Source organism: Nocardia sp. NPDC059195, from assembly GCF_042754695.1.
In the GTDB taxonomy this organism is placed as follows: Bacteria; Actinomycetota; Actinomycetes; order Mycobacteriales; family Mycobacteriaceae; genus Nocardia.
This window is the reverse complement of sequence record NZ_JBHZBG010000003.1, coordinates 310200-324550: the sequence shown is the minus strand read 5'-3', so window position 1 is coordinate 324550 and position 14351 is coordinate 310200. Positions and strand designations below refer to the sequence as shown.

The following is a 14351-nucleotide window of genomic DNA, read 5'->3' as shown; positions in this document are numbered from 1 at the left end:
GTCAGCGTTCGTGTCGGATGCTCGGGTGAAATCAGGTGGTGGGCTTGCCGAACCAGTGGGAGAGGTGGGTGTTCAGGTCTTGTTGGTGCTCGCCGATCCAGGCGACGTGGCCGTCGGGGCGAAGCAGGAGCGCTGGAATATCCAGTGCCACAGTGGGATCGGTGATGAGGTCGACTCGGTCGGACCAGCCTTCGACGGTCAGGTGTTCGGTGCGGTCGAGTACCAGGCCGCGGCCCTGATGTAGCCGGTCGTAGAGGCGGCCCTGTTTCAGGTCGAGGTCGGGCAGACGGCGGCCGAGTAGGTCGGGGCCCGCGCCGAAGTCGTAGCGGATGTCGATCGCGGTGATCTTCTCGATCAGGTAGCGGGCCACCTCGTCGAAGTCCATCAGTTCGGTGAGCAGTCTGCGCGCGGCCTGCGGGCCCGGTTCGGTGGAGGTCAGTTCCACCTGGGCGCGGGTGTTGTCCAGGACATCCGCGGCCACCGGATGACGTTCGGTCTGGTAGGTGTCCAGTAATGTTTCCGGTGCCCAGCCATGGATCTGTGCGGCCAGTTTCCAGCCGAGGTTGACTGCGTCCTGAACGCCGAGATTCATTCCCTGACCGCCGGCGGGCGGGTGGATGTGCGCCGCATCGCCGGCCAGTAGCACCCGATCGACCCGATATCGCTCCGCCAGCCGGGTGGCATCGCCGAAGCGGGACAGCCAGCGGGGGGAGTGCACGCCGAAATCGGTTCCGGCGATGGCGCGCAACTGTTGTTCGAAATCCTCGAGAGTGGGTGGTTCCGAGCGATCATCGCTGACTCCCGCGGCGGGGATCACAACGCTATAGACCCCTGCGCCGAAGGGCCTGAGGCTGAATCGCTTATCGCCGATTTCGGTCACGATGGCAGTGACCTCCTCCTGCGACACACCCACTTCCATCTCGCCCATCAGCGTCTCGGTCCGTGAGGGCTCGCCGGGGAAGCCGACGCCGAGCAGCTTGCGCACCGTACTGCGCGCGCCGTCACAACCGACGAGATACCGCGACCGCAGCCGCTCGCCGTCCGCCAGCTCGACGGTCACCCCCTCGTCGTCCTGCTCGAAACCGGCTACCGCACAACCGCTCCGGACCTGCGCACCCAGTTCGATCGCATGTTCTTCGAGGAGATGATTGATGATCGGCTGCGGGATGCCCAGCTGATAGGCGTACGCCGAATCCAAGCCCTCGGGCGTAGGTTTGGCGATCGCGGCGAAGACACCGCCGACGGGACGCTGTCGTCCGCGTTCGAGAATACGATCCAGCAGTCCGCGCATCGCCATCAGCTCGAGGCTGCGAATATGCAGGCTGACTATGCGGACGAACGACGCCACAGGCTCGGGTTCCTTCTCCAGAACAAGCACCCGCACATCGTGCAGCCGCAGTTCGGCGGCCAGCATCGCGCCGGTCGGCCCACGCCCGGCAATGATCACATCGAACATGAACCACCCATTCGCCCAATCTCGCCCACCCAGTAGCCGCGCATCCCCGTCCGCAGGCGCCGCGCGTGCACGCATCTCGCAGATTCCGGATTTCCGCAGGTCCTGGCCTCGGCCGCCCATTGTGCGGCACTCCTGAGTCTTGCCGCAAGCAGATTTTTGCGCGCTCGCGTCGCGCTTCGGCCGGAACGGCATGTGCAGCTTGCTGATCCGAGTGGATCGTGCGGCCGCGATCTGAAATCTAGCAGCGCTAGACAGGCTGGCGGACGGGTGTTACCGTTGCTCCAGTATCTAGCGATGCTAGAAAGTTGGAAAGGAAGCCGAAAATGCTCATTGTCACCGGCCAGCTCATCGCCGCCGTCGCCGTTCTCGCCAACGCCATCGTCTATGGCACCGATGTCTGCGGGGCCGTGATCATGCGGTCCGTGTACCGCAAGCTCGATGACGCGACGGTGACCGTGAGTGCGGGCTGGGGTCACTACTACGGCGACAAGCGCATGCCGGTCTTCGGGGTGGGCGGTGTGGTCACCGCGGTGCTCACACTGGTGATCGCGCTGGCGGCCGGCCGGATCGGCGCCGCTGTCGCAGCGGGGATCACGGTGGCGGCGCTGCTCACCTGGCTCGCCTTCTACGTCCGCATCGCCAAACCGATCAATACCCGGCAGACCGCCGCTGCCATGAGCGGCATCATCCCGGCCGATGCCCGTGCGCTGCAAGACAAGTGGGACAGCATTCTGAAGTACCGGGTCACCCTGCAGTTCACCGCCATTGCCGGATTGTGCGCCGCGCTCATCCTGTTCTGAGCTCAGCCCCCACGGTGCGGGCACACCTGAAATCGAATTCACCGAGGAGTATTTGACATGATCTCGAGGGGCAGTGGCGCGGTCACCTGTACCAGCTGTCACCCTCGGCGCCTGCTCGCCGTTGCAAGTAGTCGGTCAACGAACCGGCAACCCACTTGCGGTCATCGGTTTCGTGATCCCAGACATACACGCCGGTGTTATGTCCCGATGGCAGCCGGACGTAGGCGAACTGGTCACCACCGCCGTTGTCACCGAAAAACATCAACTGGTCGAAGGACATGTACAGCTCCGCGAATTCGGCATCATGGCGGAACTGGGTGTTCTGATCGATGATCTCCTCGACCGACCACACGAGACCGGACCCCCACTCGGCGAGCACACCGTTAGTGTGCCGCAGCAGATCTCGCAACTCGTTCGGAACGGCCTGGCCCAAATGGCTCTCGACTTGGTCTACCTCCGTGCCGGAAGCTTCAGGTGCGAATTCCGCATCCGCATAGAGTTCTCGGATCAGGTCCTTCCACATTCGCCGATCTTGCCATGCGATGAACATCGTTGAACCCGTGTCTCTTACGACGAAATCTTGCCGTTCGATCGGAGTCGTCGAGACGTTCCGCAATAGGCCATATCGCGTGGGAGAGAGCCCGTGATCGCAGGCTGAGTCTCCGGTGCGGAACCAGGAAACTCGGATGACAGTGATCGGATCGGTAGGTTAGCGTCGATGGGATGAATCGCCAGTGGATTCTTGTCCAACGACCTGCGGGCATGGTTGACGACAGTAGCTTCGAGCTCAGGATCGGCCCGGTCCCGACCGCTGGGCCGGATGAGGCACTCGTCAGGGTGGTCTGGCTGGCTTTCGATCCGACTCAGCGAGGCTGGCTCAATGACGGCCCGAACTACCTGGATCCGGTGCCACTCGGTGCGGTGATGCGGGCAGGTGGTGTCGGTCAGGTAGTGGCATCCCGCAACGCCGAGTATGCAGTGGGGGAGTGGGTTTGTGGGATGGTCGGATGGCAGGACTACGCGATCGCATCGGGCCAGGGGCTGCTGGGACTCAATATCGTTCCCCCGGGTATCGACCCCAAGATGATGCTCGGCATCTTCGGGGCGACCGGCCTGACCGCCTACTTCGGCATGATCGATATCGGTAGGCCCTCGGCCGGGGATACCGTGCTGGTGTGCGGAGCCGCCGGCGCGACCGGTTCCATCGCAGGCCAGATCGCGAAAGCCCTGGGATGCAGGGTGATCGGGATCGCGGGCGGTAGCGCCAAGTGCGCCTGGGTCACCGAGGTCGCCCGGTTCGACGAGTGCATCGACTACAAGGCCGATGACGTCGAAGCGAGGCTTCGCGAATTGGCTCCCGATGGTATTGATGTGTTCTTCGACAACGTCGGCGGCGCCATCCTGGATGCCGGACTGGCGAATATCGCCGAGCGAGCCCGAATCGTGGTCTGCGGCGGCATCTCTTCCGGATACGAAGCGGGTGAACCGCCTCCTGGACCACGCAACTACCTGCAACTCGGGCTCAAACGGGCACGGATGGAGGGATTCATCTTTCTGGACTACCTCGACCGATTCCCCGAGGCATTCGCCCGGTTGCACGAATGGATGACCCAAGGCCACATCGTGTACGCCGAAGATGTCGCCGAGGGTTTCGAACTAGCGCCGGCCACGTTGCGCGGCCTCTTCGAAGGGCGCAACCTCGGCAAGCAACTGCTCCGCATCGCACCCGAGCCCTGACCTTGCTCGAACGGTTGGTCGCCGGAATCGATGGGGTTTTCTCTAGTAGACGGGCAGGCTTGCGCGTATGAGCTGGAACGAGGCATTCGCGGATCACTATGACGAATGGTCGGCCGATATGACGGCGGATATCGCCTTCTATGTCGAGCTTGCCGGTCGCGCCGACGGGCCGTTGGTCGAACTCGCGATCGGCAACGGCCGGGTGGCCATCCCGGTTGCCCGAGCCACCGGGCAGCCCGTGATCGGCATCGACACGTCTCCTCGAATGCTCGAGCAGGCCATGATCCGGGCCGATGAGGCCGGTGTGCGGCTCGAATTGCGCGAGGCCGACATGCGCGATCTGCGTCTCGATCAGCCGGCCGCATTGATCTACTGTCCATTCCGCGCGCTACTGCACCTGAACACCTGGGCCGACCGCCGCCGCGTCTTCGAACGGGTAGCCGCCTCCCTGCGGCCCGGCGGACGATTCGCGTGGAACGCGTTCGCCTTCGATCACCACACCGCGGCCCGCCTGGACGGCACCCGCCAGCTCGGACCGATCCCGCACACAATCCGGTATGCGGTGGGCGACAACCGAATTGACCTCGTCCGCGACGATGGCGCGGTGAGCTCCCTGTGGTGGGCGACGAAGAACGAGTGGCTCGGACTCCTCGACGTGGCGGGGCTGGAACTCGAGGCACTCCATGGCGGGTTCGCGGGCGAACCGTTCAGCGAGGACAGTCGCGAATATGTCTTCGTAGCCCGACGCCCGGATGGTGCGTAGTACAGCCACTTACCGGTGTATGCGGCCGTTCGCAGGCGTCGGACGGCGCGGTACGTCCAGGAGATGCTGCCGCCGTGCGCCTGCCGGATCGGCCACTGTCAGGCGGCGAAGACGGTGCGGACGACGGACTCGTCGCCGTCGATCTCCACCAGTCCGAGGGCGAGGGCGTCGCTGAGGGTGAGGGCGCCTGCGGCCAAGCCGAGAATGTAAGCAGGGTCGGCGCGGACGGTCGCGTCGAGGTCGCGGTCATCGTGTTGGCCGACTTCGAAGCCGGAGTGCGTCGCGCGGAGCTGGAGCAGGGGACCGCCGATCTCGAGCCCGACCGTCGCCGACGGGCGGACCTCGACCCGGGTGTCGAGCAGGGCGGGGACGGCGAGGGCGAGCCAGCCGGGGCGGAAGGAATCACCGTCGGCGGGGCCGTGGACCATCAACGGGGTGGACCAGCGGATCAGGCTTTCGATCGGCTGGCGCAGCTCGGCGCCCCACGGCGTGAGGGCGTACTCGACGATGCTTCCCTCGCCGGCCAGCCGCCGCTCGACCACGCCGGCGGCCTCGAGGTCACGGAGCCGATCGGCGAGCAAGTTGGTCGCGATGCCGGGAAGGCCGTCGATCAGGTCGCGGTAGCGGGCGGGGGCGATCAGGAGCTGGCGGACGATCAGCAGGTTCCACCGGTCGCCGACGACTTCGAGGGACCGGGCGAGCCCGCAGTACTGGCCGTAGCTACGCATTATTCCCTACAATCGCTTGAAATTCTCAAGTGCACGTGACATGCTCAAGCATACCGTTGATGCCGAGCCCGGAGGGGGCCGCCATGGCCGATATCACCAAGAGCGTGCGGCCCGGTTGGGTCGACGACGATCTGTTCCCGTTCGAGAGCCGGTTCATCGACATCGACGGGCACACCGTGCACTACGTCGACGAGGGGTCAGGTCCCACACTCCTGCTCCTGCACGGCAATCCGACCTGGTCATTCCTCTGGCGCGACGTGATCCGCGCACTGCGCGATGACTTCCGGTGCATAGCCCTCGACTACCCGGGCTTCGGACTGTCGACGGCGAAGCCCGGCTACCGCTACCTGCCCGAGGAACACGCGGACGTGGTCACCGGGTTCGTCGACGCGCTCGGCCTCGATCGGGTCACTGTGGTCGGGCAGGACTGGGGCGGAATGGTCGGCTTGGCGGTCGTGCAGCGGCGCTCGGCCGTCTTCGATCGGCTGGTGCTCGCCAACACCTGGGCCTGGCCGGTCAACGGGATATTCCATTTCGAGTGGTTCGGTCGCGTCATCGGCGGACTCCCGTTCCGCTTCCTGGTCCGGCGGTTCAACCTCCTGGTCAAAGCCTTCATCCCCACCTGCCACCGAAGGCGGAAGCCGACCGCTGCCGAAATGGCCCACTACAGCCAGGCGCTGAACACCCCGGAGCGGCGCCAGGCTTCCGCCGTGCTCCCCGGCCGGGTCCTCGCCAGTCGGGACTTCTTCGCCGCGGTCGAAGCCGGGCTTGCCGACATCGCGCACCTGCCGACACTGATCGTGTGGGGTGACGCCGACATCGCCTTCCGCCCCCAGGAGCGCGAGCGCCTGGAAGCGACGTTCACCGACCACAAGACCGTGATCGTCGAAGGCGCAGGCACCTACGTGGAATCCGACGCGCCCGAGGAGTTCGTCGCCGCGATCCGCGACTGGACAGCGACGCAGCGTCGAGACGCGACCCGGGCGGGTGAGGCAGACCTATAGGCCGCTCTGGACGGTGCGGGCGAGAATGCCGAGGGTGGCGCGCAGTGCCGACTCGGGAATGATCGGGAAGATGGCCGCCTCGCGATAGCGGGGCGCGATCTTGCTCCAGTCGTAGTACGAGGTAACCAGTGTGCCGGTCTCGTCGGCCTCCAGGCGATAGCCGTACCGGTGCTCGATCGGCGGCTTGATCGTGCCCGCGATCGTCCATTCGAGCTGGGTGTCCTGCTCGAATTCGGTGATGATCACCGTCACGTCGTATTTGCCCATCGGCAGGTCGTTGAGCGACTCGCGGTCCATGTGCACGATGAACTCATCCCCGACGCCCGTGACGGGTTTCCCTTCCGCCGATTGCAGCATGCCCGAACTGTCGATGGCTACGTGCCCTTCGGGGGAGCACAGCAGTGTGAAGATCTCCGAAGGCGACGCGGTGACATGCCGCTGGACCTCGAACCGTTCTACCGTCATGCCACTACCCTCGCATACTCGTCGTCGACGCAGGACTGGGTGTGAGCCGCCGGAGCTGGGGTGACGAGGCGACCGTGATCAGTTGCGATTGGCGGGTATTCGGTCGTGGTGAAAACTGCGGCCGTTGTCGAGACCACTTTCACGTCAGTCGAGGGTCACCAGCACTCTCGGATGTTCTGAGCCGCCAGGGGGTACGAACTGCCGGGCAGTGCCCCCGGATCCGTGGGCCACGGAACCGGGGTCTAGTGGCTGAGCTGATGCCCCAATAGCGTGATCTTCGCCGCTCGGGCAGTTGGACAGTTCGAAAACGCAGAGCAGTAAGGAATTTCGATGAAACGATCACTCGCTGCGGCCACACTGGCCGGTGCACTGATGCTGGCCCCGATGGCTACCGCCCAAGCCGCCACCGAACAGGTCGCCCCCGTCGCAGGGTGCGTCGAGTTCCCCATCGGCGCGCCGGGCGGGTGCGACTTCTTGCAGAACATCCTGCAACTGCTGAGCGCCGGCTCGTCCAGCCTCAGCGGGTAGCCCGCAGCATCCTGAACTGAATATTGCGAGCGACCCGGTCACCTCGAATGGGCGACCGGGTCGCTTCGCGCGGTCAGCAATGCCGTTCCACGGTCTGCGCCTGGTCTCGTCGAACCATTCACGCCAGTCCTGCTGCTCGGCCGGCACCGTGACGCGTAGTGTCACCCCTCGTGCCGACTGGTGGTAGCAAACAGGTTCGCGCCGCGCGTAAGCGTAAGAAGCGGATGGCGCAGGTCACCCACGACCTCACCGACGCGCAATGGGACGCGCTCAAGGTGTCCTGGGGCGGGTGTGCTTACTGTGGTTCCCCTGTCACCTCGCTGCAGAAGGACTGTGTGCAGGCAATCTCGCGCGGCGGCCGCTACACGCTCGGCAATGTCGTGCCCGCGTGCGGGTCGTGCAACGCCAGCAAGTGCAACGCCGAGGTGACCGGCTGGCTGCGGCGCAAGAAGCTCGACGAACGCTCGTTCCTCGTGCGCCACTACGAGATCGCGACCGAGCTCACTACCCGGTTCGCCTAGTGACGTAAATCGGTGATGGAAGTTCTCCAGTAGTCTCGGGGGACACATCCTATTCGGCTACTCCCGCGTTTTCCGATGTCGGCCGGCCAACCAAATCGCGCGCACCATGCGCCGCCGTGCTGGTGAGGGTGCAATCTAAGCCGTCGCAACGCGCCACTCCGACTCGCCCACTCCCGAGCCGGCAAAAGCTGACCCTCCGCACCGCCGGTGGTTCCGCCGACAGAGCCCCCGATGCTGGAATGCGAACAGTCACAAGCTATTCAGCTGCAAGTGAGTAACAGTCGAGGTCCGTGGAGCGACACCATCCTCGGCGGATAGAGCGCCATCACCGAATGGTGCCGGCGACGTTGTTCGCGTTCGGCCTACCGATCAGCCGAGGTGAGCAGTCCAGACGAGAAGGTCTGGCGGGGAGGAAGATAATCATGGCTCAAACCGCGGAGCAATTTCGCCGCAAGGTCGAGAAGTTCAACAAGGTGATCATCAGACTGCAGAAGATGGGAATCGCCCTCGGACCCCACTACCTGATCACCACGACCGGGCGCCGAACCGGCCAGCCACGGATCGCGGCGATCGGGGTAATTCCCATTGCAGGGCAACGCTACATCTTCCAGGCATACCCGAAAGCCGCCTGGGTCGCCAACGTTCGCGCAGCGCAGACGGTCACCCTCTCGCGGGGCCGTCGATCCTCGGTCGTGAAGTTGGTAGAACTATCCGTCGAGGAACGTCGACCGATACTGCGCGACCACATCGAGAACAGCCATGCACGGGTCGGCAAGTTGTTCGTCACGACCGGCTTGGTCGAGGATCCGACCCCGCAGGCTATTGCTGAGGCCGCCGATCGGATTGCAGTATTCCGCATCGACGCCCACTCCTAGCTCGCGCTCGAATGGCACGGCGGGGCCACCAACAACACCGCTCGGCCGACTCGCTGGCCGGGCGGTGGTCGATTCGTGACCAGAATCCAGCTGCAAGCCGCCCGACTGATGCCCAGACTGCGCGACCAACCGACACCAGACTTCACGACCAAAGCCACGCTTGATCACGCAATGACAAAGCCATCCTCGAGATAGGCGACGCCACCATCCCGGCGGAGTGAGCGCGCGGCGGCCACGCGGCGAGCCAGCACCGCCGGCAGCCGCTCCGAGACCTCCGGCTCATCACACCAGGCCCAACTGACAAGCTCTTGCGCTTGCAAGGCTATTGCCGCAGTCTGATCGGCTGTGAGCTGTCCGCCGTCATAAAGGAACATCACCCCGTCGCTGGGATATAGACCTGGCGGAACCCAATCCACCACCAGTAACCGGCCCATCGACACCGTCAGGCCGAGCTCCTCATCGATCTCCCGAACAACCGCGGCAAGGGGCGACTCGTTGGCTTCGACGACGCCTCCCGGTAATTCCCAGTAGTCCTTGTACGTCGGCTCGACCAGCAATACGCGGTCACACTCATCGACAAACAAGGCACCCGCTCCCATCCGCTTCCGCGGCAGCTCGGAAACGTCTTCGACTAGTTCAGACCCCATGGGGCACAACACTATCCAGCCCGACCGTCAGACGTTGCGCAGCAGCTCAGGTGGCCGCGGGAGGCGGTATGTGCAGACACGCCTAGGCTCGCTGAGTGCATCTGAAGCTGGTTAGTCAGGTTCGGTGATCAACGGAAAGTCGGCCCCTCATCGGTACGCTCGTGGACATGGGCGGGGACTTGTTACTGCTGATCGCGACCATCGGCCCGTTGGCACTGTTCGGATGGGCGGCTGTTCGGGCGAAGCACCGCGGTCTCGGCGGGTCGTTCGTCGGGCCGTTTCAGGAGATGTTCGATCCCGGCGCGGCGCGCGCACAGATCGTCATCGAGGAGATCGCGGAACTGCCGGATCCTGCGGACTCCGGCGACCCGGACAACGACGACGATGCGCCGAACACCGTGGTGTACAAGGATATTCGACTCTACATCAACCCCGATAAGGCTCGGCGGCGGTGAGGTGACGAGACCACCAGCGGGCTGGGTGAGCACTCGGCTGGCCAACGCCGAGATGACTGGCTGGCTGCGGCGGATGCACACGAGACGAACAGTTTTCGAACAGCCGTACTGGTGAGAACGCCAGGCGCTGTGACTAGCAGCGGTAAGTGGCGGTGTTTTCGCGCCATCTGATGGCCTCTGCGGCGGCCAGGGCGGACAGGTCCCGCAACGTACTCTGCGCGGTACCGATGGCAGCAGTCGTCCCCACGGCACTGGCGTGGAGGTCTCGGGCGCGCGGGTCTTGAGGTTTACGTTGCGTGCATGTTTAGCGTCGAGGTGCCGGATCGGCCGGCGGAGTTCGAGCAGGAGGATGGGTGTGTTCTGGTCTGTTGCCGAGATTGCCCGCATGTCGGGCGTGACGCCGCGCACGCTGCGGTACTACGACGAGATCGGGCTGCTATCGCCCGCCGGTATTCGCAGCAACGGCTACCGCGTCTACGAGCAGGAGCAACTGCTGCGGTTGCAGCAGATTCTCGTGTTGCGGGAGTTCGATATGCCGCTCGATGCCATCGCGGCGATTCTCGACGGCCAGACCGACCACGTGCAGGCGCTGCGCGAGCACCACGCGAGCGTGACCGACAAGCGTGATCGTCTCACTCGGGTGGCACACACGCTTGCCCGCACCATCGAGGAACTCGAGAGCCAGAAGGGCACAGGAGCTGTGACCGAAATCAATAGGCCGGAAAACCTTTTCGAAGGTTTCGATCCGAACTTGTACGAGGCGGTAAAAGGCGTCGATTGGCCGGATCAAGACCAGGCCCGGCAGCGATCGCAACAGTTCATCGACTCGCTCAGCGTCGAGGACCTCGAGCGAATGCAGCGAGAAACGACCGCAGCGATGATTCGGATGGCCGAATTCATGGCATCCGAGACCGCGGTAAGTGACCCGTCCGTACAGGCGGAGATCGAGACGGCGTACCAGCTCGTGCGCACGAGCTGGGACCCGGACGCTCGTGAGTTCAAGGCACTGGCTCGTACATATGATGAGCCGGCCTACGCCGAGAATTTCGACCGTATCGCTGCGGGGCTTGCGACGTACTACCGCGACGCGATGGTGGTCTTCGCCGACACCCGGCTCACCTGATGTAGGCGGCAGCCGCAGGGTCGGGTCGGCCGACCTTGGACGCGCAGCTTCAGGTAGCTGACGAGCACCCTGTATTCGGCAGAAGCGGACGTTCCAGAGACTCTGGCGGCCAACAGCTCTGGGCGGCTGTCCAACGCGCGCTCCGCCGCAAAAGCGGGCATTCCACGCTGGCGCAGCCGTACTCGAGTTCTACAAGCAATCACGACAGAAGGTGTCGTGATTGCTTGACAGGCTGACTTGGCGACCGGCGGACGGCCCGATCGGTCACGCGTCAAAAGGAGCGTCGAGTGAGTTCTGGAGTCAACCCGTGCATCGTGTTCAACGGCAACGCGCGGCAAGCAATGGAGTTCTATCAGGAGGTCTTCGGGGGCGAATTGGAGCTCGGAACGGTCGCGGACTTCGGCTCACCGGAAGCGCCCAACGCTGAAAATGTCATGCATGCCCGGCTCGACACACCGGCGGGCTACACGCTGATGGGTTGGGACTTCCCGTACGACCGGCCCGGGCACCCGCCCTACCAGCCGGGAAACAACGTTGCGGTCTTCGTCGGCGGCGACGACGAACTCCGCGGATACTTCGAGAAGCTTTCGGTCGGCGGCACCGTAACGCTGCTACTCGAAGAGCAGGTGTGGGGCGACGAGGCGGGCTCGCTCGTGGACAAGTTCGGGATCAGCTGGATGTTCAATATCACGGCAGTGCAGCACTGATCGAGCACCAAGAAGTTGCATTGAACGACGACTGAACCCCAGACACCCCTGGCCGGGCAAACATCTGGCTGCTTGTCCCCGGTGCGGCGGAGCAAGGGTAGAAGCACACTGTATTCGGCAGATGCGGACATTCACGGCCGCGGTATGCGGCATTACCGGGCGTTGTTCACCTGCCTTCAATCATCGGGGTGAACGTCGGTGATGAGGTGGAAGCGTTCAAGTACCACTAGTGTCGCATCGTCCACAGTGAACACTGGGTCGTCTAACGCTGCGCGGAACTGGCTACTGTGCCAAAACAACTCATGGTCTGCCCGCCACTCCGCGACGCTAGCGTGGCCCTCACCCTCATCCACCACGTGCGCGAGCTCCACCTGCGCAAGTGGGACGACACGCACGTCAGCGACCTCGATCACCGCGACCGGAAAGTCGTTCGAATCGATAACCACCGAATGACTCCCGGCCTCCGGCAGAGCCGCTCCCTCATGCTCGTACTCGACGACGAGCCCCGTCGTGGAGGTTTTGGAACCGTCGAGGATCGCTGCCACCAGCTTGTCCCGCAACGGACCGGGGAAGGCGAACTCGGCCCTGGGCATTCTCGCGAGGTCCACCGGCGAGGGTGCGTCGTTCGTCATGCAGTCACCTCACCATGAAGAACGGGCGCTCTCATAGTCGGATGCGTCCGTTCGCGACCACGCGATAGGCGGCATGTGCGGATGTTCAGGGCTGGGATCGAGTTTGCGGCAGTTGGCAAAGTCAGTAGTTGAAGTCTGGCGCGTCGATGGGAACGACGGGGGGCCAGGGGTTGTGGTGTAGGTCGCGTTCTGGAATGGGTGTCCCGTGGAACCATCCGTGGGTGCGGTCTGTGGGAGTGGTCTCGTGGGCGTCGATGTAGTCCAGATGTAGCCAGGACCATTGCTGGTGGGCTGGGCAGGGGCTGGTGCGTATGCGGGGGTCGGTGACTACGTCGGATTCGACCAGGACGTCGAGGTGGTAGGCCGCGGAGAACCACTGTGCGGTGTCACGTTCGGCGGGTCGGGGGTCGCGGTGCCAGGTGGTACTGAGTGCGCGGTCGTCACCGAGGCCGCCGGCGCCGATCGAGCGGGCGGCCAGTCGGTGGACAACGGGAGCGGATTCGGTCAGGTCTGCGCACAAGCCTTGGGCGACAAGGGAATTAGCGTAGTGCCCAGGCCCGTTCACCGAAATCATTACGCCGCCGGGTATTCGGCGGTCGTGATGTCGCCGTAGATGGGCACCGGTGTGGAATAGCTGCACACTGCCTTTGAACAACCGCAGCACCCCGTCGCGCCCACGCAGCGGGAGGGCCTCGGTGTAGATCACGTCCGGGTGGATTGGAGCCAGTTCGGAGAGATACAGGGAGGCCAGATCGGTGCATAGCCGGGCGAATTCGGGGCCGGGGCGGGCATGGGCGAGGCGGCGACTGTTGAAAATCACGAGGAAGGCACTGCTTTCACCGCGTGCAGCGCGTTCCTTCCAGATCTGTCGGTCCCCGGCGATGGCTGCGGCGACCGCGTGAGGCCCGGCAGTGAGCATCTGCTCATCGATCCAGCACAGGTTCATCGCCAAACCGTGGGCGGGTGTGCCGGACTTGGTGGCCATCCGGCCGAAGATGCACGGCTGGTGTCGTGCGACCCATGCGAGGAACGCCTCTCGCTTCGCGTCCGCACCGGCGTCGGACAGCAGAATCTCATGGGCAGTGTCGATGTCGGGGCCGAACGATGTCCCGGCTGGGTATTGAGGGAGGTCGGACAGTGCGTCGAGCGAGATACCGGCCGGAATCGGTGTCATCGTTGCCTCGGTGTCGGGGGCGATGGAGCTCTGGACCGCGCAAGTCTGCCCTGCGATCTCGCCGATCGCCCGCCGCCACTCCGGGCGCGCGGACGGTGGTAATGCGCTGTTCGCATAACGATGAAGGCGTTATCTCCGAGGGAAAATCGGCCGGAGGCATAGATGGCCGATCAGTTTCTCCGGGTGACCCTTACGCCGCTGCCGGGCTGCCAGTGCTGAATTATCAGCAACTCTGCGGCCGCGTCGACGTAGGTGAGAACTGCGCCGGTGAGATCGAGGCGGAAGTCGTGGACACCCGGTGGCGATCCGAAGGCTGCCTTTGCCGGTCCGGTGATTTCGACCGCGACACCCATAACCTTGGCGTCACCGTCGCCGGGATGGGCGTGGATGGCACACCTCCCGTCGCGCCGCAGGTCGGCTGCCTTCATCGCGTCGGGCATGGAACCGAACATCAGGTCTGGTCCGATGAACTCCACCTCCGATCCGCTCACTCGCGGGGTGCCGTCCCGGCGCAGTGTGGCCAGCACATGTGTCTTGTGCGCATCGAACCGTGATCTCACGTGGGCAGCCAACTCGGGTGCCTCGCTCGCAAACTGCTGCCATGTCGCCATGGAAGACAGGATGTCACCGCCCGCTGACAGCTCTTGTCAGGTTTTCCAGATCTCGACGCGTTCTTCCTTACGGGAGCTGTTTCGAGCCCTCGACGGTGTCCGCGAAGTAGGCGATCTCCAGGGTT

The 14351-nt window shown here is 64.2% G+C and carries 18 protein-coding genes; 10 read left to right on the top strand and 8 right to left on the bottom strand.

Annotation, left to right across the window (positions count from 1 at the left end):
- Nucleotides 1-31: 31 nt before the first annotated feature.
- On the bottom strand, nt 32-1456 hold the full coding sequence (rox, locus tag ACFXKN_RS06325; protein ID WP_378950453.1) for a rifampin monooxygenase: 1425 nt from the start codon (nt 1454-1456) through the stop codon (nt 32-34).
- A gap of 323 nt (nt 1457-1779) precedes the next feature.
- On the opposite strand from rox, the gene ACFXKN_RS06320 reads away from it, so the two are divergent.
- A complete protein-coding gene (locus ACFXKN_RS06320; RefSeq protein ID WP_378950450.1) occupies nt 1780-2256 on the top strand; it encodes a DUF1772 domain-containing protein in 477 nt (158 codons plus the stop codon).
- 82 nt (nt 2257-2338) lie between these two features.
- Here ACFXKN_RS06320 and ACFXKN_RS06315 read toward each other — a convergent pair whose 3' ends face one another.
- Nucleotides 2339-2779: an SMI1/KNR4 family protein gene (locus ACFXKN_RS06315; RefSeq protein WP_378950447.1), complete on the bottom strand. Its 441-nt coding sequence runs from the start codon at nt 2777-2779 to the stop codon at nt 2339-2341.
- Nucleotides 2780-2979: 200 nt separating this feature from the next.
- On the opposite strand from ACFXKN_RS06315, the gene ACFXKN_RS06310 reads away from it, so the two are divergent.
- Both ACFXKN_RS06310 and ACFXKN_RS06305 read left to right on the top strand, forming a co-directional pair.
- On the top strand, nt 2980-3993 hold the full coding sequence (locus tag ACFXKN_RS06310; protein WP_379432555.1) for an NADP-dependent oxidoreductase: 1014 nt from the start codon (nt 2980-2982) through the stop codon (nt 3991-3993).
- A 67-nt stretch (nt 3994-4060) separates the two neighbouring features.
- Complete coding sequence (locus ACFXKN_RS06305) at nt 4061-4756, top strand: class I SAM-dependent methyltransferase (protein ID WP_378950441.1); 696 nt, start codon at nt 4061-4063, stop codon at nt 4754-4756.
- A 98-nt stretch (nt 4757-4854) separates the two neighbouring features.
- Here ACFXKN_RS06305 and ACFXKN_RS06300 read toward each other — a convergent pair whose 3' ends face one another.
- Nucleotides 4855-5484, bottom strand: a complete 630-nt coding sequence (locus tag ACFXKN_RS06300; RefSeq protein ID WP_378950438.1) for a winged helix-turn-helix transcriptional regulator — start codon at nt 5482-5484, stop codon at nt 4855-4857.
- 59 nt (nt 5485-5543) lie between these two features.
- On the opposite strand from ACFXKN_RS06300, the gene ACFXKN_RS06295 reads away from it, so the two are divergent.
- Complete coding sequence (locus ACFXKN_RS06295) at nt 5544-6488, top strand: alpha/beta fold hydrolase (RefSeq protein WP_379432554.1); 945 nt, start codon at nt 5544-5546, stop codon at nt 6486-6488.
- On the opposite strand, the gene ACFXKN_RS06290 is transcribed toward ACFXKN_RS06295, so the two are convergent.
- On the bottom strand, nt 6483-6953 hold the full coding sequence (locus tag ACFXKN_RS06290) for a polyketide cyclase (RefSeq protein ID WP_379432553.1): 471 nt from the start codon (nt 6951-6953) through the stop codon (nt 6483-6485). The genes ACFXKN_RS06295 and ACFXKN_RS06290 overlap by 6 nt on opposite strands.
- 330 nt (nt 6954-7283) lie before the next feature.
- Here ACFXKN_RS06290 and ACFXKN_RS06285 point away from each other — a divergent pair, with 330 nt between their 5' ends.
- The 3 genes from ACFXKN_RS06285 (at nt 7284) to ACFXKN_RS06275 (ending at nt 8877) form a co-directional block, all read left to right on the top strand.
- Nucleotides 7284-7481, top strand: coding sequence for a hypothetical protein (locus tag ACFXKN_RS06285; protein WP_378950429.1), 198 nt, complete (start codon nt 7284-7286; stop codon nt 7479-7481).
- Nucleotides 7482-7651: 170 nt separating this feature from the next.
- Nucleotides 7652-8002, top strand: coding sequence for an HNH endonuclease (locus ACFXKN_RS06280; protein WP_378950426.1), 351 nt, complete (start codon nt 7652-7654; stop codon nt 8000-8002).
- A gap of 332 nt (nt 8003-8334) precedes the next feature.
- Entirely contained in the window at nt 8335-8877 is a 543-nt protein-coding gene (locus tag ACFXKN_RS06275) for a nitroreductase family deazaflavin-dependent oxidoreductase (RefSeq protein WP_379432552.1), read from the top strand.
- 164 nt (nt 8878-9041) lie between these two features.
- Here the strand turns inward: ACFXKN_RS06275 and ACFXKN_RS06270 are convergent, their stop codons facing one another.
- Complete coding sequence (locus tag ACFXKN_RS06270; RefSeq protein WP_379432551.1) at nt 9042-9524, bottom strand: NUDIX domain-containing protein; 483 nt, start codon at nt 9522-9524, stop codon at nt 9042-9044.
- Between the two features lie 167 nt (nt 9525-9691).
- Here ACFXKN_RS06270 and ACFXKN_RS06265 point away from each other — a divergent pair, with 167 nt between their 5' ends.
- From ACFXKN_RS06265 to ACFXKN_RS06255, 3 genes are all read left to right on the top strand, one after another.
- The gene (locus ACFXKN_RS06265; RefSeq protein ID WP_379432550.1) at nt 9692-9979 is read left to right on the top strand and encodes a hypothetical protein; all 288 of its coding nucleotides are present in this window, start codon (nt 9692-9694) and stop codon (nt 9977-9979) included.
- Nucleotides 9980-10334: 355 nt separating this feature from the next.
- Complete coding sequence (locus tag ACFXKN_RS06260; RefSeq protein ID WP_379432549.1) at nt 10335-11102, top strand: MerR family transcriptional regulator; 768 nt, start codon at nt 10335-10337, stop codon at nt 11100-11102.
- Nucleotides 11103-11389: 287 nt separating this feature from the next.
- A complete protein-coding gene (locus ACFXKN_RS06255) occupies nt 11390-11809 on the top strand; it encodes a VOC family protein (protein WP_378950410.1) in 420 nt (139 codons plus the stop codon).
- A gap of 176 nt (nt 11810-11985) precedes the next feature.
- Here the strand turns inward: ACFXKN_RS06255 and ACFXKN_RS06250 are convergent, their stop codons facing one another.
- The 3 genes from ACFXKN_RS06250 to ACFXKN_RS06240 all read right to left on the bottom strand — a co-directional run bounded on the left by ACFXKN_RS06250 (nt 11986) and on the right by ACFXKN_RS06240 (nt 14226).
- Nucleotides 11986-12441 carry an ASCH domain-containing protein gene (locus ACFXKN_RS06250; RefSeq protein ID WP_378950407.1) on the bottom strand — a complete coding sequence of 152 codons (456 nt, stop codon included), beginning with the start codon at nt 12439-12441 and terminating at the stop codon, nt 11986-11988.
- 121 nt (nt 12442-12562) lie between these two features.
- Nucleotides 12563-13615 carry a hypothetical protein gene (locus ACFXKN_RS06245; RefSeq protein WP_379432548.1) on the bottom strand — a complete coding sequence of 351 codons (1053 nt, stop codon included), beginning with the start codon at nt 13613-13615 and terminating at the stop codon, nt 12563-12565.
- Nucleotides 13616-13785: 170 nt separating this feature from the next.
- Nucleotides 13786-14226, bottom strand: a complete 441-nt coding sequence (locus tag ACFXKN_RS06240) for a pyridoxamine 5'-phosphate oxidase family protein (RefSeq protein WP_379432547.1) — start codon at nt 14224-14226, stop codon at nt 13786-13788.
- Nucleotides 14227-14351: the final 125 nt, after the last annotated feature.